The organism is Actinoplanes xinjiangensis, from assembly GCF_003148685.1.
GTDB classification, from domain to species: domain Bacteria; phylum Actinomycetota; class Actinomycetes; order Mycobacteriales; family Micromonosporaceae; genus Actinoplanes; species Actinoplanes xinjiangensis.
The window spans coordinates 540,032-554,461 of sequence record NZ_QGGR01000002.1 but is presented as its reverse complement, the minus strand read 5'-3'; the positions used below and the strand labels follow the sequence as shown (position 1 = coordinate 554,461).

Below are 14,430 nucleotides of genomic sequence, written 5' to 3'. Positions count from 1 at the left end.
CCGAGTGGGCCGAGTGATTAGCCGAGCAACCAGGTGTCCTTCGAGCCGCCGCCCCGTGACGAGTTGACGATCATGCTGCCGGCGGGTGCGACCCGGGTCAGCGCGGCGGGCGCGACCACCGACTCGCGGCCGGTGAAGACGAACGCGCGCAGGTCGACGTGCCGCGGGGCGAGCCGGTGCCCGTCGAAGACCGGATGGGTGGAGAGGTTCACCACCTCCTGGGCGACCCACCGGTGCGGGGCCGTCCGGATCTGCCGGCGCAGCGCGGACAGGTCGGCGGCGGTCGCGTGCGGGCCGATCACGATCCGGTCGCCGCCGTAGCCGTCGACCGGCTTGCAGACCAGCTCGTCCAGGCGGTCCAGTACCTCCGCCCTCTGATCGGGCAGGCCGCACAGATAGGTGGGCACGTCGGCGAGCAGCGGCTTCTCGTTCAGGTAGTACTCGATGAGACGGGGCACGTAGGCGTACACCGCCTTGTCGTCGGCGACGCCGTTGCCCAGGGCGTTGGCCAGCACGATCGTGTCCGCGTGCAGGGCCGACACCAGACTGGGGCCCAGCGGCATGCCGTCCGCGCCGGGGGAGTGGACCAGGCTGTCCTCGCCCATCCGCAGGTAGATGACGTCCACCCGGTGCCGGTGGCCGTTCTTGAGCCGCCACACCCGGCCCTCGTCCACGAACAGCTCGACGCTGCGGACGACCGGCACGTCCATCGCCTCGGCCAGCATCCGGTGCTCGAACCAGGCCGAGTCGTCCGGGCCCTGGCTGAGCACCACGAGCGCCGGGTCGTCACCGGCGGACGGGCCGGCCGCGTCGAGCAGCGCACGTTTGAGCAGCTTCGGGGTGTCCTCGACCGAGACCAGCGCGGCCGGGCGGGGCAGCTCGGGCAGGACGCTCGCGGTGAGGCGGCGGTTCTGCATGGCGTACGCGATCCCGGACGGCACCCGCAGGTTGTCCTCCAGCACACACCACTTCCCGTCGCCGTCCCGGACGAGATCGACCCCGGCCACCTGGGTACGCACCGCGGGCCGGCTGATCAGGGCGCCACTGGCCCGCAGCTCGGGGGAGCCGTCGATCACCCACTCCGGCACGATCCCGTCGGCCACCACCTGCCGGTCGCCGTAGACGTCACCGAGGAACGCGTTCAGCGCCCGTACCCGCTGGATCAGGCCCTTCTGCAGCCCGGACCAGTCGTCGGCCGGCACGATCCGGGGCACCAGGTCGAACGGGAACAGCCGGGTCGCCGCCTCGCCGGCCACGCTGAACGTGATGCCCCGCGCCCGCTGCTCGTCGTCACGGGCGTCCTCGCGCTGCCGCAGGCCGTTCGCACCCAGCGAGGTCAGCACCGGCAGGATCCCGGAGTACGCCGGGTCGACCCGCCCGCCGGGGAAGGCCTCGTCACCGTCGGCCACGTACGCCTCGATCAGTGCCGGGGCCGGAGCTCCGGCCGGACCGGCCTCGGTGACGCCCCCGCGGGTGTCGGCCACCAGCAGATCCACCACGTCGGACAGCCGCCCGCGCCGGGCCAGCGCCCGTCGCTGCCGGGCCGCCGAACTGCCCCGGCTCAGCGCCCGCAGGGTCAGGTCGAACACCTGGTCCCAGTCGCCCAGCTCCTCCAGCTGCGGCCGCAGCTCGCCGACCAGGCGCTCCACCGCGACGGCGGCCGGCACCGGAACCGGCGAACGGGGCAGGTCCAGCAGGTCGCCCTCCAGGCCGGACCGGGCGGCCCGCCACATCGCGGCCCGGTGCAGCGGCGGGCGGGACGGCGGCAGGGGCAGGCCGGCCCGGTACTCGTCCCGGGCCCGCAGCACCAGCGCGCGGAAGATCCCGGCCAGCAGGACCACCGTCTCCACGTCCGGGCTGGCGTCGGTGACCCGCAGCTCCACGGTGGGCACGTGCGCCGACGGCCGGACGTCGAAGTAGACCATCTTCGGGTCGCTGATCGTCCCGGACGCGATCAGGTCACTGACCAGTGCCTCGTGCTCGGCGGCCGAGTGCAGCGGGCCACTGTCGCCGGCGGTCGGCCAGCGCATCCACACCAGTGAGCGGACGCTGGCGTACCCGGAGTCCTCACCGAGCCAGTAGGGGGAGCTGGTGGAGAGCGCGAGCAGCACCGGCAGGGTGGGGGCCACCCGTTGCGCCACCGAGACCGCCTCGTCGCGGTCTGGCACGCCGACGTGCACCTGGGCGCCGCAGATCAGCTGTTCCCGGACGAGCATCTGGTACTCGTGCAGCATCCGCTGGTAGCGCGACGTCGGCGTGACCGGCAGCGCGTCCAGGTCGACCAGCGGGACGGTGCCCGCCGCGACCAGACCCAGACCGAGCGACTCGGCCACCCGGATCGCCTCCCGGCGCCGCTGCGAGACCCCGGTCCGCAGGTCGTCGAGGGTGCTGCTGACCGGCGTGTTGGTCTCCACGACCGACCGGTGCAGCTCGGCGGAGAAGTGTGCGCCGTCCAGCCGGTCCAGGATCTCCGGGGCCCGGGGTACGAGCTCCCGCGTCCCGAGATCGACCACGTGCAGCTCCTCCTCGACGCCGAGCGTCAGGGCGGCCCGGCCGGGGGTGCGGTCGTGTTCAGCCTGCAGTGACTCCGTCATGGGACCGCCCTCGCGAATTCGTCATCAAACCGCCGTATCCGTCGGAGCTTCCCCATCGGATGTAGCGAACTGGTGACGTGCCCATTTCGTGCCACTGTCAAGCATGACGATCACGACACGGGCGACCGGGCGGTCAGACTGCTCCAGCTCACCGGTACTCTCCCCGGTGACGCCCGACACCCGGAGGTCAGGAAATGAGCAGCGTTGTCGTCATCACCGGATCGGCCGGTCTGATCGGCTCGGAGGCGGTCCGGCACTTCGCCGGGCTCGGCATGGACGTGGTCGGCGTCGACAACGACATGCGCGGCTACTTCTTCGGCGCCGACGGCTCCACCCAGTGGAACCTCCAGCGGCTGGTCAAGGAGGTCGGCGACCGCTACACGCACCACAGCGTCGACATCCGTGACCGCGAGGGCCTGGACAAACTCTTCGCCGGCCTCGGGTCCAACGTCGGGCTGGTGATCCACGCCGCCGCGCAGCCGAGCCACGACTGGGCCGCCCGCGAGCCGTTCACCGACTTCGACGTCAACGCGGTCGGCACGATCAACATGCTCGAGGCGACCCGGCGGCACGCCAAGGACGCCCCGTTCATCTTCACCTCGACCAACAAGGTGTATGGCGACACGCCGAACTCTCTGCCGCTGATCGAGCAGGAGACGCGCTGGGAGCTGCCGGAAGACCACCGGTGGTATGGCGGCATCGACGAGACCATGTCGATCGACAACAGCATGCACTCGGTCTTCGGCGCCTCCAAGGTGGCCGCCGACATCATGGTGCAGGAGTACGGCCGGTACTTCGACATGCCGACCGCGGTGTTCCGTGGTGGCACCCTGACCGGTCCGGGTCACTCGGCGGCCGAGCTGCACGGCTTCCTGGCGTATGTGATGCGGTGCGTCATGGAGCAGCGGACGTACAAGATCTTCGGCTACAAGGGGAAGATGGTCCGCGACGCCATCCACTCGCACGACCTGATCACCGCGTTCGAGGCCTTCCACAAGGCTCCGCGGGTCGCCGAGATCTACAACATGGGCGGCGGCCGGTTCTCCAACTGCTCGCACATCGAGGCGTTCAGGATCGCGTCGGAGATCACCGGTCTCGAGGCGAAGACCGAGTACGTCGACCAGAACCGGATGGGCGACCACCAGTGGTGGATCAGTGGCACCGGCCGGTTCGAGCAGCACTACCCGGAGTGGAAGCTCACCTACGACGTCCCGGCCATCCTCCGCGAGATCCACGAGGCCAACCAGGACGTCTGGAAGGCCTGACGCCTGTTCGATCGGTACCGCTGACCTGGTCCTGGGTGCTTGCTGTGTCTTTTCTGTAAGGGGCGTTTACGTAATGACCCGTTAACCAACATTGGGTACATTGCCGAAATGTCCGACTTGACGCAGTTTTTGCGCCGGGACTTGCCGGCGTCCATCGTCGTGTTCCTGATCGCCATCCCGTTGTCCCTCGGCATCGCCGCGGCCTCGGGGGCGCCCTTACTCGCAGGACTGGTCGCCGCCGTGGTCGGCGGCATCGTCGCGGGCGCCCTCGGCGGCGCCCCCTTACAGGTCAGCGGCCCGGCCGCCGGCCTCACCGTGATCGTCGCCGGAACCGTGGCCGACTTCGGGTTCGCCGGCACGGCCGCGATCGTCGCCGTCGCCGGCCTGGTCCAGATCGCTCTCGGCGCCTCACGCCTGGGCCGCGCCGCCCTCGCCCTGTCTCCGGCCGTCGTGCACGGCATGCTCGCCGGTATCGGCCTGGTCATCGCGCTCAGCCAGATCCACGTGATGCTCGGCGGCTCACCGCAGAGTTCGGCCTGGCGCAACCTGATCGACCTGCCCGGCCAGATCGTCGCCCACCACGGCGCGGCCGCGCTGCTGGGTGTCCTGACCGTCGCGATCCTGGTGCTCTGGCCGCGCCTCGTCCGTTTCTCGCTGCTGCCCGCCGCCCTGGTCGCCGTGGTGTCGATGACCGCGCTCGCCGCCGCCATGAACGCCGACGTGGACCGGGTCCGCCTGCCCGGCGAACCCCTCACCGGCCTGATCCGCCCGGCCTGGCCGGACGCGCCGCTGCGCGAGATCACCATCGCGGTGCTGACCATCGCCATCGTCGCCAGCGTCGAGTCCCTGCTCTCCGCGGTGGCCGTGGACCGGCTGCACGACGGCCCCCGGGCCGACCTCAACCGGGAACTGGTCGGCCAGGGCGTCGCCAACACCGCGTCCGGGCTGCTCGGCGGCCTGCCGGTGACCGGCGTGATCGTGCGCAGTTCCACGAACGTGGCGGCCGGCGCCCGTACCCGCGCGTCGGCGATCATGCACGGTCTCTGGATCGCGGCGTTCGTGCTGCTCTTCACCGACCTGCTGGAGACCATTCCGATGGCGGTGCTGGCCGCCGTCCTGATCGTCGTCGGGTTGCGGCTGGTCGACCTCGGGCAGATCCGCACCTACGCCCGGCACCGGGAACTGCCCACCTATCTGATCACCGCGCTCGGCGTGGTCCTCACCGACCTGCTCACCGGCGTGGCCCTCGGCATGATCAGCGCGGCCGTGATGATCCTCTGGCGGCTCACCCGCTCGGAGATCCGCCGCGTCGAACGTGCCCCGGGTGCATGGCTGGTCACCATCCACGGCACCCTGTCGTTCGTCGAGTCGGCCCGGCTCAGCCGTGAGCTGGGCGCCCTGCCACCCGGCGCGGACGTCGACGTCGAGCTGCACCTGGACTATCTCGACCACGGGGCGTTCGAGACGATCCGGGACTGGCGGTCCGGGTACGAGCGGGCCGGCGGCACCGTCACCGTCCGCGAGGTGCACGACTCCTGGTTCCACCAGGCCACCTCCGGCCGGCTCGGCGACGGCAAACGCACCCCGCGCCTGGTCGGCTCGTGGTCCCGCTGGCAGGACATGGACCAGCAGCGCCGCGGCGCGATGGAGGCCGGCATCGCCGAGTTCGAGCGCAGCGTCGCCCCGATGGTCCGCCCGCACCTGGCCGACCTGGCCCGGGACGGGCAGAGCCCGCAACAGCTCTTCATCACCTGCGCCGACTCGCGGGTGGTGCCCAACCTGATCACCGCGAGCGGACCGGGCGACCTGTTCTGCGTCCGCAACATCGGCAACATCGTCCCGCCGCACACCGCCGGTGACACCTCGGTCGGCGCGGCCGTCGAATACGCCGTCGACATCCTCGGCGTCACCACGATCACCGTCTGCGGCCACTCCGGCTGCGGCGCGGTGCGCGCCCTGATCAACGACGCCGCCCGGCCGGGCTCGGCCCTGGGCGACTGGCTCGCCAACTCGGGCGTACGGTTCAGCGACCCCGGCGACGAGGAACGCTGCTGTACCGACAACGTGGTGCAGCAGCTCACGAACCTGCGTACCCACCCGACGGTCCGCGCCGCCGAGGCAGCCGGCCGGCTCCGGTTGACCGGCATGTACTTCGACCTGGCTGAGGCCCGCATGTACGAGGTGGACCCGATCCTCGGCGACCCGTACCCGGTCGCGGTCGAGCCCGCCGCCTGACCGCGGTGCTCCGGGAGTGGGACGTCAGCGGGGGACGAAGACCAGGCGGTCGCGGAACAGGTCCAGTTTCGCCGGGGTGAGGCCCTCGCAGTAGACGACCAGTTCCTCGGCGGTGGTGAAGCCGTTGTGACGGTCGCGGGCCTCGACGATCCGGTCGGCCAGGTCGCGGTCGATGGTGAGGTAGCGGACCAGCCAGTCGGCGGGGACGTGGTTGACGTCGATCAGGCCGCCGTCGTCGTACTGCCGGCCGGGCAGGTCGGGCCGGCCGATCATCAGCTCGTTCGCCATCGCCGGCTGGGTGGCCTGCAACTCGCGGGCCTCCTGGCGGCGGGCGGCCCGCCACTGTGCCGCGGCGAGCGCCGGGTCGACGCCGGTCCCGTGCTGCCAGGCCGGCGGCGGGTAGTGGGGCAGCCCGCGCTGGTGCTCGGCGGCTGCCTGGCGGAAGAAGCGCTCCCGCACCTTCATCTGCAAAGCCGTGACATGGATCGTCCCGGTGACCCACACCATGAAGTAGACGATGCCGGCCACCGCGTTCTCGTCGCCGGAGCCGTTCCCGGTCGAGGCGGTCAGGCGGGCCACGGTGATGACGGCGAGTACGGCGAGATAACCGAAGGCCAGGACCGTGTGCAGGCGTGAGCGCAGTCTGAGGCCGCCGACCAGGACCATGAGCGGCGTGCCGTAACCGCAGGTGAGCAGCGGCACCAGGAACCACCAGCCGGTCTGCGGCGGGGGTTCACGGTGCCATCCGGGCGGGACGCGTGGATCGGGCTGCATCCCTCGACGGTATGCCCGCCGGACAAGTGACTCTACGGTGCCGCGCGGAGGAACGCCGCCAACTCGGTGTCCTGGTCGGTGCTCAGCGGTTCACGCGGGACGTCGTAGATCCCCCCGGCGCGGTGGCGCAGCACGTAGGCGTCGTCGGTGGCGCGGAACGACACGAACTCCGGCCAGGCGATGTCGGTGGGCGGGCCGGCCGCCCGCGAGGAGTAACCCGCACCGGTGAGCGTCCACGTGTGCGGTGCGAGCCGGGCGTCCGGCACGGTGATCTCGCGCCGCCACAGCCGGCCGGCGATCGCCAGCGGCACGAGGGCCAGGACCAACAGCGGGACGGCGAGGAGCAGGGCGTTGCGGCTGAACTCACCGCCGACGGCGACGAACCCGGCGACGGATGCGACGGCGCCGGCCGCTACGGCGTACGGCTGCGCCTTGCGTTTCGCCCCGGCGGCGAGGATCCGGCGGAAGTACGGCCGGGTACGGGCGTGGGTGAATTCGATGTGCACCGATGGATCGTACGAGCGTGCCCGCGCCTGTGACGGCGCGGGCACCTCGTCGGTGCGAATCAGTTGCGGGTGATGGTGAACGTGCTGGTCGGGTTCTCGATGTCCCGGTGGTTGTTGCTGAGCTGGAGGTTGGTGAAGGTCGCCGCACCGACCGCGGGACCCTGGCCGGCCTCCGGCAGCGGGTTGGCCCAGATCGCGTAGCCGGACTTGGCGTCGTATTCATCACCGCTGCGCTGGGCACCGGTGATGGTGACGTTGGTGAAGACCGTGTCCTTGATCGGGTTCACCGGCTGGCCGCCGAGGTACTGGGTCTGGAACATGATCCCGGAGTAGGTCGGGTCGACGATGTCCACATTGCTGACCCGGATGCCCTGGAACACCTTGGACGCGCTGAACAGCCAGATCGCCGGGAAGACCTGTGCGCCCCAGAAGTGGCCGCCGGCCCGGACGATCGAGATGTTGTCGAAGACGGTCGGCGGGTTGGCCCCGAACCCGTTCATCGGGTAGCCGAAGTCCAGCGAGCTGATCGTGATGCCCGAGTAGACCAGGGTGTCCGCGATGTAGATGTTCTTGAACGTGTTGGCGTAGCCGCCGTAGACCGCGATGCCCGCCGCACGCCACGTCAGGATCGACGTGAGGTTCGAGTAGGTGTTGTTGATCTCGTCGGAGCCGCCCGCGTCGATCGCCGAGAACAGCGCGAAGCTGTCGTCGCCGGTGGCCCGGGCCTCGTTGTTGTCGACCAGGTTGCCGGTCGAGCCGTTGGTCATGTTCACGCCGTCGGCGAACGTGTTCCGGATCCGCGAGTTCCTGATCACCATGTTGTCGGTGTTCGCGCCCCAGTACAGGCAGACCACGTGCTCGGCCCAGATGTTGTCGATCGTGATGTCGGCGACGTTGGCGAGGTCGAACACCTTGCCCGGCCCGTCGATCCGGATCGTGTAGTTGCCGAAGAACGCGAAGTTCGCGAACGTCGAGCCGTTGGCCGTCGCGTCGGCCCGGAAACCGGCGTCCGTCTCGGTCTGGGTGGACGGCGTGTGGAAGCGGGTGTACCAGGGTCCGGCACCGACGACCTTGACGGACCGGCCGTACACCTGGAACTTGTTCGACGTCTGGTAGTCGCCCGCCGGAAGGTAGACGCCCAGCTTGGAGGTGTCCTGACGAGCCGCGTCCAGGGCCGCCTGCACCGACTGCTGGTCGAAACCGGTCGGCACGACATAGCGAGACGGGTCCGGATTACCAAGAGCAGCGACCTGCTCCAGGTTGATGAAGTCGATCGCGATGCTGCCGGTGTTGCCGGCGTCCTTCTGCAGCTTGATCGTGCTGCCCGCCGGGAACGATCCGGTCAGCAGGATGTTCGCCTCGTCGTAGATGTGCCGCGGGCCGGTCCCGGAGTTCTGCGGGTTCGCCTCGTTGCCGTACAGCCACGCGTACTTCGAGGTCAGCGGCATGGTGCGGTTGAGTGAGCCGTTGACGTACACGTTGATCGAACTGGTCGTGCCGTCCGGGATGGAGAAGCGCGTGACCACGGTGTTCGTCGCCGCCCGGGTGGTCCACTGGACGTAGGAGCCGGTCTGGTTCAGCGTGACCGCCTTACGCCCGGACGCCTCGCCGGCGAGGTTGCCGACGATCCGGTTCGGGCCGACGACCGCCGCGCCGCCACCGGTCTGGCCGTCCTCGGCCTCGTAGAAGTCGAACGGCAGGTTCGCGCCGCGACCCACGAAGAACGGCTTCTCGGCGGTGTTGTTGGCCTGCTTGACCGGCAGTTCCGCGGAGTCCACCGCCACCACGGTCCGGACCGTGTAACGGCCGTTCGCCGCGGTCCACGAGCCCAGGTTGAGCACGGTCGAGGCGCCGGCGGCGAGCGTACCGGTGTACGAGGCGGTCAGGGTGCGGACCGTCGTCGAGCCGTTGAGGATCGTCAGCGTGACGCCGTGCGCGCCGGCCGAGGTCGCCGCCGAGCCCTGGTTCTTCAGGGTCACCGAGAACGCGACGGCGGTGCCGGCCGCCGGGGTGCCCGGGTTCCACGTGACCGCCGAGGCGACCAGGTCGGCGCTGCTCACCGGGGTGACGACCAGCGCGGACGGGTGGGTCCAGGTGTTGTTCGCCTCGTTGGTCTCGACGACCGCACCGGCCTCGTCGACCTTGGCGGACAGCTGGTAGCTGCCGGCGTCGCGGGCACCGATGCCCACGCTCACCGTCTGCGACTGGCCGGCGGTGAGGGCCGGGACCGCCACGGTGCCGGCCTTGGCCGTACCCAGATAGAAGTTGACGTTGGAGGCGGCCGACGGCGCGGTGCCCGCGTTGCGGACCGTGGCCGTCGTGGTGATCGTGTCGGTCTCCACCGGCGCGGCCGGGGAGTAGGCGGTCGACGTGACGGTGAGGTCCGGGTTCGCCGCCGCGGCACCGATGACCTGGAATTCCGCGACCTGCCCGCTGGGCGCGCCGGTGTTGGCGGTGAAGGACAGCCGGACGTCCGCGGTGGTCGCCGAGACCGGCACGGTCACCGTGTTCTGAGTCGAGGGATTGAAGGTGTACGTCGCCGAGCCGGCGATGGTCGTGTAGGCGGACGCCGACTGCTCCCGTCCGAGGATCGAGAACGTCTGCTGACGGGTGCCCCATGCGGTCGCCGGGTTCAGCTTGACCACCACCGACGAGACGGTCGCGTTCGCGCCCAGCTTCACCGTCAGGTTCGCCGGGTACGCGCCTCCCTCCCAGTAGGTGGCGGTGTCGCTGTCGTTCGCGTTCGCCGCCACGAAGGTGTGGACGACCGACGACGCCTCGATCGGCTTGCCGGCCGCCAGGTTCGCGCCGGTCTGCGGGGTGCCGTTACGGGTCACCGTGTTGCTGGTGCCGGACACGTTCCCGGCCGCGTCTCTCGCGCGTACGTGGTACGCGACGGTCGCCGAGTCCGGCTGACTGTCGGTCCAGGTGAGGACGTTGCCTAGGGAGGTACGCAGCACCCCGTTCGCGTAGACGTCGTACCCGGTGACGCCCACGTTGTCGGTCGACGCGTTCCAGGTCAGCCGGATCTGCCCGCTCGCCGGAGTCGTGTAGGCGAGGCCGCCCGGCGCACTCGGCGCCTGGCCGTCCCCGCTGACCGGGCCGTAGATCTCCAGTTCGGACAGCTGACCGGCCGGCCACGCGGTGTTGCCGGTGAAGTTCAGCCGTACGAAACGCGCGCTCGCGGCGGTGAAGTCGATCGTCACCGTGTTACCGGAGGAGGGATTGAAGGTGTAGCCGGCGCTCGCCTTCAGCGTGCTGAACGCGGTGCCGTCGGTGCTCCCTTGGATCGACAGGGTCTCGGTCCGGGTGTTCCACGCGGTGGCCGGCGGCAGCTTGAGCACCGCCTGGTTGACCGGGGTGGACGTGCCCAGGTCGACCTGGAGCCATTGCGGGAAGGCGTTGTTGTTGCTCTCCCAGTAGGTGTTGGGATTGCTGTCACCGGCGTTGCCGGCCGAGTAGACGTCGGTGGAGCTGCTGGCGCTGAAGGTCTTGCCGGCCGCCAGGTTCGGGCCGGCGGCCTGTGCCGCGGGGGCGTGGACGAGCGCGGCGACCACGCTCGTCACCGCCACCGTGGCGAGGATTCTTCGGGACAGTCTGGACATGGGGGAGCGCACCTTTCTTCCATGAGAGGTGGTGATTCGCCGGGCGGGCGGCTTCGGTGGGTGCCGCCCGCCCGGACGCCGTGTTACTTCCTCAGGCTCAGCCAGACCGCGGTGTCCTGCGGGAGGAGGTCACCGTCGAGGGGGCCGCTGGCGAGCAGAACGGTCCGGTGTTCCGGCAGGGGGACGGGTGCGCCGGAGAGGTTGAGCACGCAGGCGAAGTCGCTGCCGCGGGTCCAGGCGAGCACACCCTCACCGCGGTCGAGCCAGGCGAACTCCTGATCCTTGAAGGTGCGCAGACGGATCGCCGACCGGTACAGCTCCAGCATCGAACTGGGGTCACCGGTCTGCGCCTGGACGGTGCGGTCCTTCCATTCGGCGGGCTGGGGTAGCCACGGTGCGCCGGTGGTGAAGTCGAAGGGCGGCTCGTCGCCGGACCACGGCAGCGGCACCCGGCAACCGTCGCGGGTGTGGCCTCTCCGGGCGTACATCGGATCCTGGATCTGATCTTCGGGAATGCTCTCGTTCTCCCAGAGGCCCAGCTCCTCGCCCTGGTAGACGTAGGCCGAGCCGGGCAGCGAGAGGGTGAGCAGCGCGGCGGCGCGGGCCCGGCGGGTGCCGAGTTCCAGGTCGACCGGGGTGCCGTCCAGGTTGTTCTCGAAACTGAACGTGGTGTCGGCACGGCCGTACCGGGTGACGTGCCGGGTCACGTCGTGGTTCGACAGGACCCAGGTGGGCGGTGCGCCGACGCGGGCGTGCGCGTCCAGCGTGCGATCGATGCAGGAGCGCATGAGGTACGGGTCCCAGGCGCATCCGAGGAAGTCGAAGTTGAACGCCGCGTGCAGCTCGTCCGGGCGCAGGTAGTTGGTGAACCGCTCGACGTCCGGCATCCACACCTCGCCGATCAGCGCCCGGTCCGGGTACTCGTCGGCGATCCGCCGCCACGACCGGTAGACGTCGTGCACCGCGTCCAGGTCGTGGAACGGATGGGGCTCGCCGTCGGTGACCTCGGGAAGCGCCGGGTCCTTGAAGAGCAGGGCGGCCGAGTCGATCCGGATGCCGTCGGCGCCCCGGTCGAACCAGAACCGCAGGATGCTCTCGAACTCGCTTCTCACCGCCGGGTGTTCCCAGTTCAGATCCGGTTGTTCCGGAGTGAAGAGGTGCAGGTACCAGGTGTCGTCGTCGACCCGGGTCCATGCCGTACCGCCGAACTCACCGATCCATTTTGTGGGCATATTTTGGCTTTTACGAAACCAAAAGTAGTCCCGCTCCGGCGCCTCCTCGCTTTTCAGGGCCGCCTTGAACCACGGGTGCTCGCTGGATATGTGGTTCGGCACGATGTCGATGATGATCCGGATGCCGGCCTCGTGCGCCTCGGCGATCAGCTCCTCGGCCTCGGACAGGTCACCGAAGACCGGGTCGATGTCGCGGAAGTCGGACACGTCGTAACCGGCGTCGGCCATCGGCGACGGATACCACGGACTCATCCAGATCGCGTCGACGCCGAGATCTCGTAGGTGGCCGAGCCGCGCGCGGATGCCGGCGATGTCACCGACCCCGTCTCCGTCACCGTCGGCGAAACTGCGCGGATAGACCTGGTAGATCACCGCGTCACGCCACCACTGCATTGTCATCCCGCTATCCCTTGAGGCTGCCTGTGGTCAGGCCGGACATGATGTTGCGCTGGAAGATCAGGAAGATGATCACGGTCGGTACCGCGGCGATCACCGATGCGGCGACCACCACGTTCTGCGGTGTGCCGGCGGCGAAGGCGTAGATGCCGACGCTCACCGTGCGGGTCTCCTGACTCGGCATGACCAGCAGCGGCCAGAGGAAGTCCTTCCACACCGCGGTCACCGCGAAGATCGACACCACGCCGAGGATCGGGCGGGACATCGGCAGCAGGATCGACCAGAGGGTCCGCAGCGGCGACGCGCCGTCCATGAAGGCGGCCGACATGATCTCTTCCGGGATCGAGTCGAAGAACCGCTTGAGCAGGAAGATGTTGAACGCGTTGGCGACCATCGGCAGCCAGATCGCGAACGGCGAGTCGAGCAGGCTGATGTCCAGCACCGGCAGGCTGATCACCGTCTGGTACTGCGGGACGATCAGCACCATCGCCGGGATCATCAGGGTCGCCAGCATCGCGCCGAGGATGACGTTGCCGAAGACCGGACGGAGCTTGGAGAGGGCGTACGCCGCCGCGGTGTCCAGGATCAGCTGGAACACCACCGCGCCGGCCGCGTAGTAGATCGTGTTGAACAGCAGCTTCGGCAGGTTCAGATTGGTCCACGCGTCGATGTAGTTGGTGAACTCCGGGTCGTGCGGGAACAGCGTCGGTGGGGTCTGCGCCAGCTCCTGGCCCGACTTGAGGGCGCCGGTGACCATCCAGTAAAGCGGCCCGATGAAGATCAGGGTGAAGGCCGTGACGATGATGCCGAGCAGCGCCCAGTAGAGGAACCGGCCGCGCCCGCGCCGGAGCTGAGCATGCGAGATGAGGGTTCGAGACATGGCGTCAGTCCTGTTTCGTGCTCAGCCGGAGGTACACGGCGGAGAAGGCGGCCAGCACCAGCAACATGATCACGCCCAGGGCGGCCGCACCGTTGAGATCGTTCTGGAAGAACCCGTGCTGGTAGATCAGGTACGCGACCGAGGTCGCCGAGTCCTGCGTGCCGGCGCCGTTGGCCAGGATCAGCGGCTCGATGAACAGCTGCATGGTCGCGACGATCTGCATCATCGCCAGCAGCGCCAGGATCAGCCTGGTCTGCGGGATCGTCACGTGCCAGATCCGCTTCCACAGGCCGGCGCCGTCGAGTTCGGCCGCCTCGTACAGATCGCCGGGGATGTTCTGCAGTGCCGCCAGGTAGATGAGTACCGCGCCGCCCATGTTCATCCAGGTCGAGGCGATCACCATGGCCGGCATCGTCATCGTCGGCGACTGCATCCACTCCGACGTCGGCAGGTGCAGGAACGTCAGGATCGCGTTGAAGAGACCGGCTTCGCCCGGGTCGTACGCGTAGTACTTGAACAGGTAGAGCGCCGACGCCGGGGGCAGCATGACCGGCAGGTAGACCAGGATGCGCAGGTAGCCCTTGGCGTGGCGGAACTCGTTGAGCAGGATCGCGACGAAGAACGGTGCCACGAATCCGAGGACCAGTGCGAGCCCGGTGAAGTAGAAGGTGTTCTTCCAGGCGACCCAGAAGCTCGGATCCTCGATGATCCGGACGTAGTTGTCCCAGCCCACCCAGGTGGTCACGCCGCGGCGGGTGCGCTGGAAGCTCATCACGATGCCGCGGATCATCGGGAACCACATGAAGAGGCCGAAGCAGAGGACCGCCCCGATCAGGAACGCGTGCCCGGTCAGGTTGTCCTGGAACCTACGGCGCCTCTTCGTGATGCCGGGTGGGGCGGGGGCCACCGCCCCGGCCTGAGCCGGGACGGTGGCGGTGGCGAT

9 protein-coding genes are annotated in these 14,430 nt (G+C 69.3%); 2 read left to right on the top strand and 7 right to left on the bottom strand.

The window, feature by feature from the left end; all coding sequences use genetic code 11:
- Window positions 1-17 precede the first annotated feature (17 nt).
- Window positions 18-2,594, bottom strand: a complete 2,577-nt coding sequence (locus tag BC793_RS05945; protein WP_109589969.1) for a carboxylate--amine ligase/circularly permuted type 2 ATP-grasp protein — start codon at window positions 2,592-2,594, stop codon at window positions 18-20.
- 194 nt (window positions 2,595-2,788) lie between these two features.
- Between BC793_RS05945 and BC793_RS05940 the strand changes: the two genes are divergently transcribed.
- Together BC793_RS05940 and BC793_RS05935 are read left to right on the top strand one after the other, a co-directional pair.
- Window positions 2,789-3,859, top strand: a complete 1,071-nt coding sequence (locus BC793_RS05940) for an NAD-dependent epimerase/dehydratase family protein (protein WP_109589967.1) — start codon at window positions 2,789-2,791, stop codon at window positions 3,857-3,859.
- A 108-nt stretch (window positions 3,860-3,967) separates the two neighbouring features.
- Window positions 3,968-6,094 carry a SulP family inorganic anion transporter gene (locus BC793_RS05935; RefSeq protein WP_109589965.1) on the top strand — a complete coding sequence of 709 codons (2,127 nt, stop codon included), beginning with the start codon at window positions 3,968-3,970 and terminating at the stop codon, window positions 6,092-6,094.
- A gap of 24 nt (window positions 6,095-6,118) precedes the next feature.
- Here the strand turns inward: BC793_RS05935 and BC793_RS48725 are convergent, their stop codons facing one another.
- The 6 genes from BC793_RS48725 to BC793_RS05905 all read right to left on the bottom strand — a co-directional run bounded on the left by BC793_RS48725 (window position 6,119) and on the right by BC793_RS05905 (window position 14,430).
- On the bottom strand, window positions 6,119-6,868 hold the full coding sequence (locus tag BC793_RS48725; protein ID WP_146246193.1) for a ComEA family DNA-binding protein: 750 nt from the start codon (window positions 6,866-6,868) through the stop codon (window positions 6,119-6,121).
- 32 nt (window positions 6,869-6,900) lie between these two features.
- On the bottom strand, window positions 6,901-7,374 hold the full coding sequence (locus tag BC793_RS05925) for a YcxB family protein (RefSeq protein WP_109589961.1): 474 nt from the start codon (window positions 7,372-7,374) through the stop codon (window positions 6,901-6,903).
- 59 nt (window positions 7,375-7,433) lie between these two features.
- On the bottom strand, window positions 7,434-10,979 hold the full coding sequence (locus tag BC793_RS05920) for a discoidin domain-containing protein (RefSeq protein WP_109589959.1): 3,546 nt from the start codon (window positions 10,977-10,979) through the stop codon (window positions 7,434-7,436).
- 83 nt (window positions 10,980-11,062) lie between these two features.
- Complete coding sequence (locus BC793_RS05915) at window positions 11,063-12,610, bottom strand: glycoside hydrolase family 13 protein (protein ID WP_109589957.1); 1,548 nt, start codon at window positions 12,608-12,610, stop codon at window positions 11,063-11,065.
- A gap of 4 nt (window positions 12,611-12,614) precedes the next feature.
- A complete protein-coding gene (locus BC793_RS05910; RefSeq protein ID WP_109589955.1) occupies window positions 12,615-13,487 on the bottom strand; it encodes a carbohydrate ABC transporter permease in 873 nt (290 codons plus the stop codon).
- Window positions 13,488-13,491: 4 nt separating this feature from the next.
- Window positions 13,492-14,430, bottom strand: a complete 939-nt coding sequence (locus BC793_RS05905; protein WP_373871185.1) for a carbohydrate ABC transporter permease — start codon at window positions 14,428-14,430, stop codon at window positions 13,492-13,494.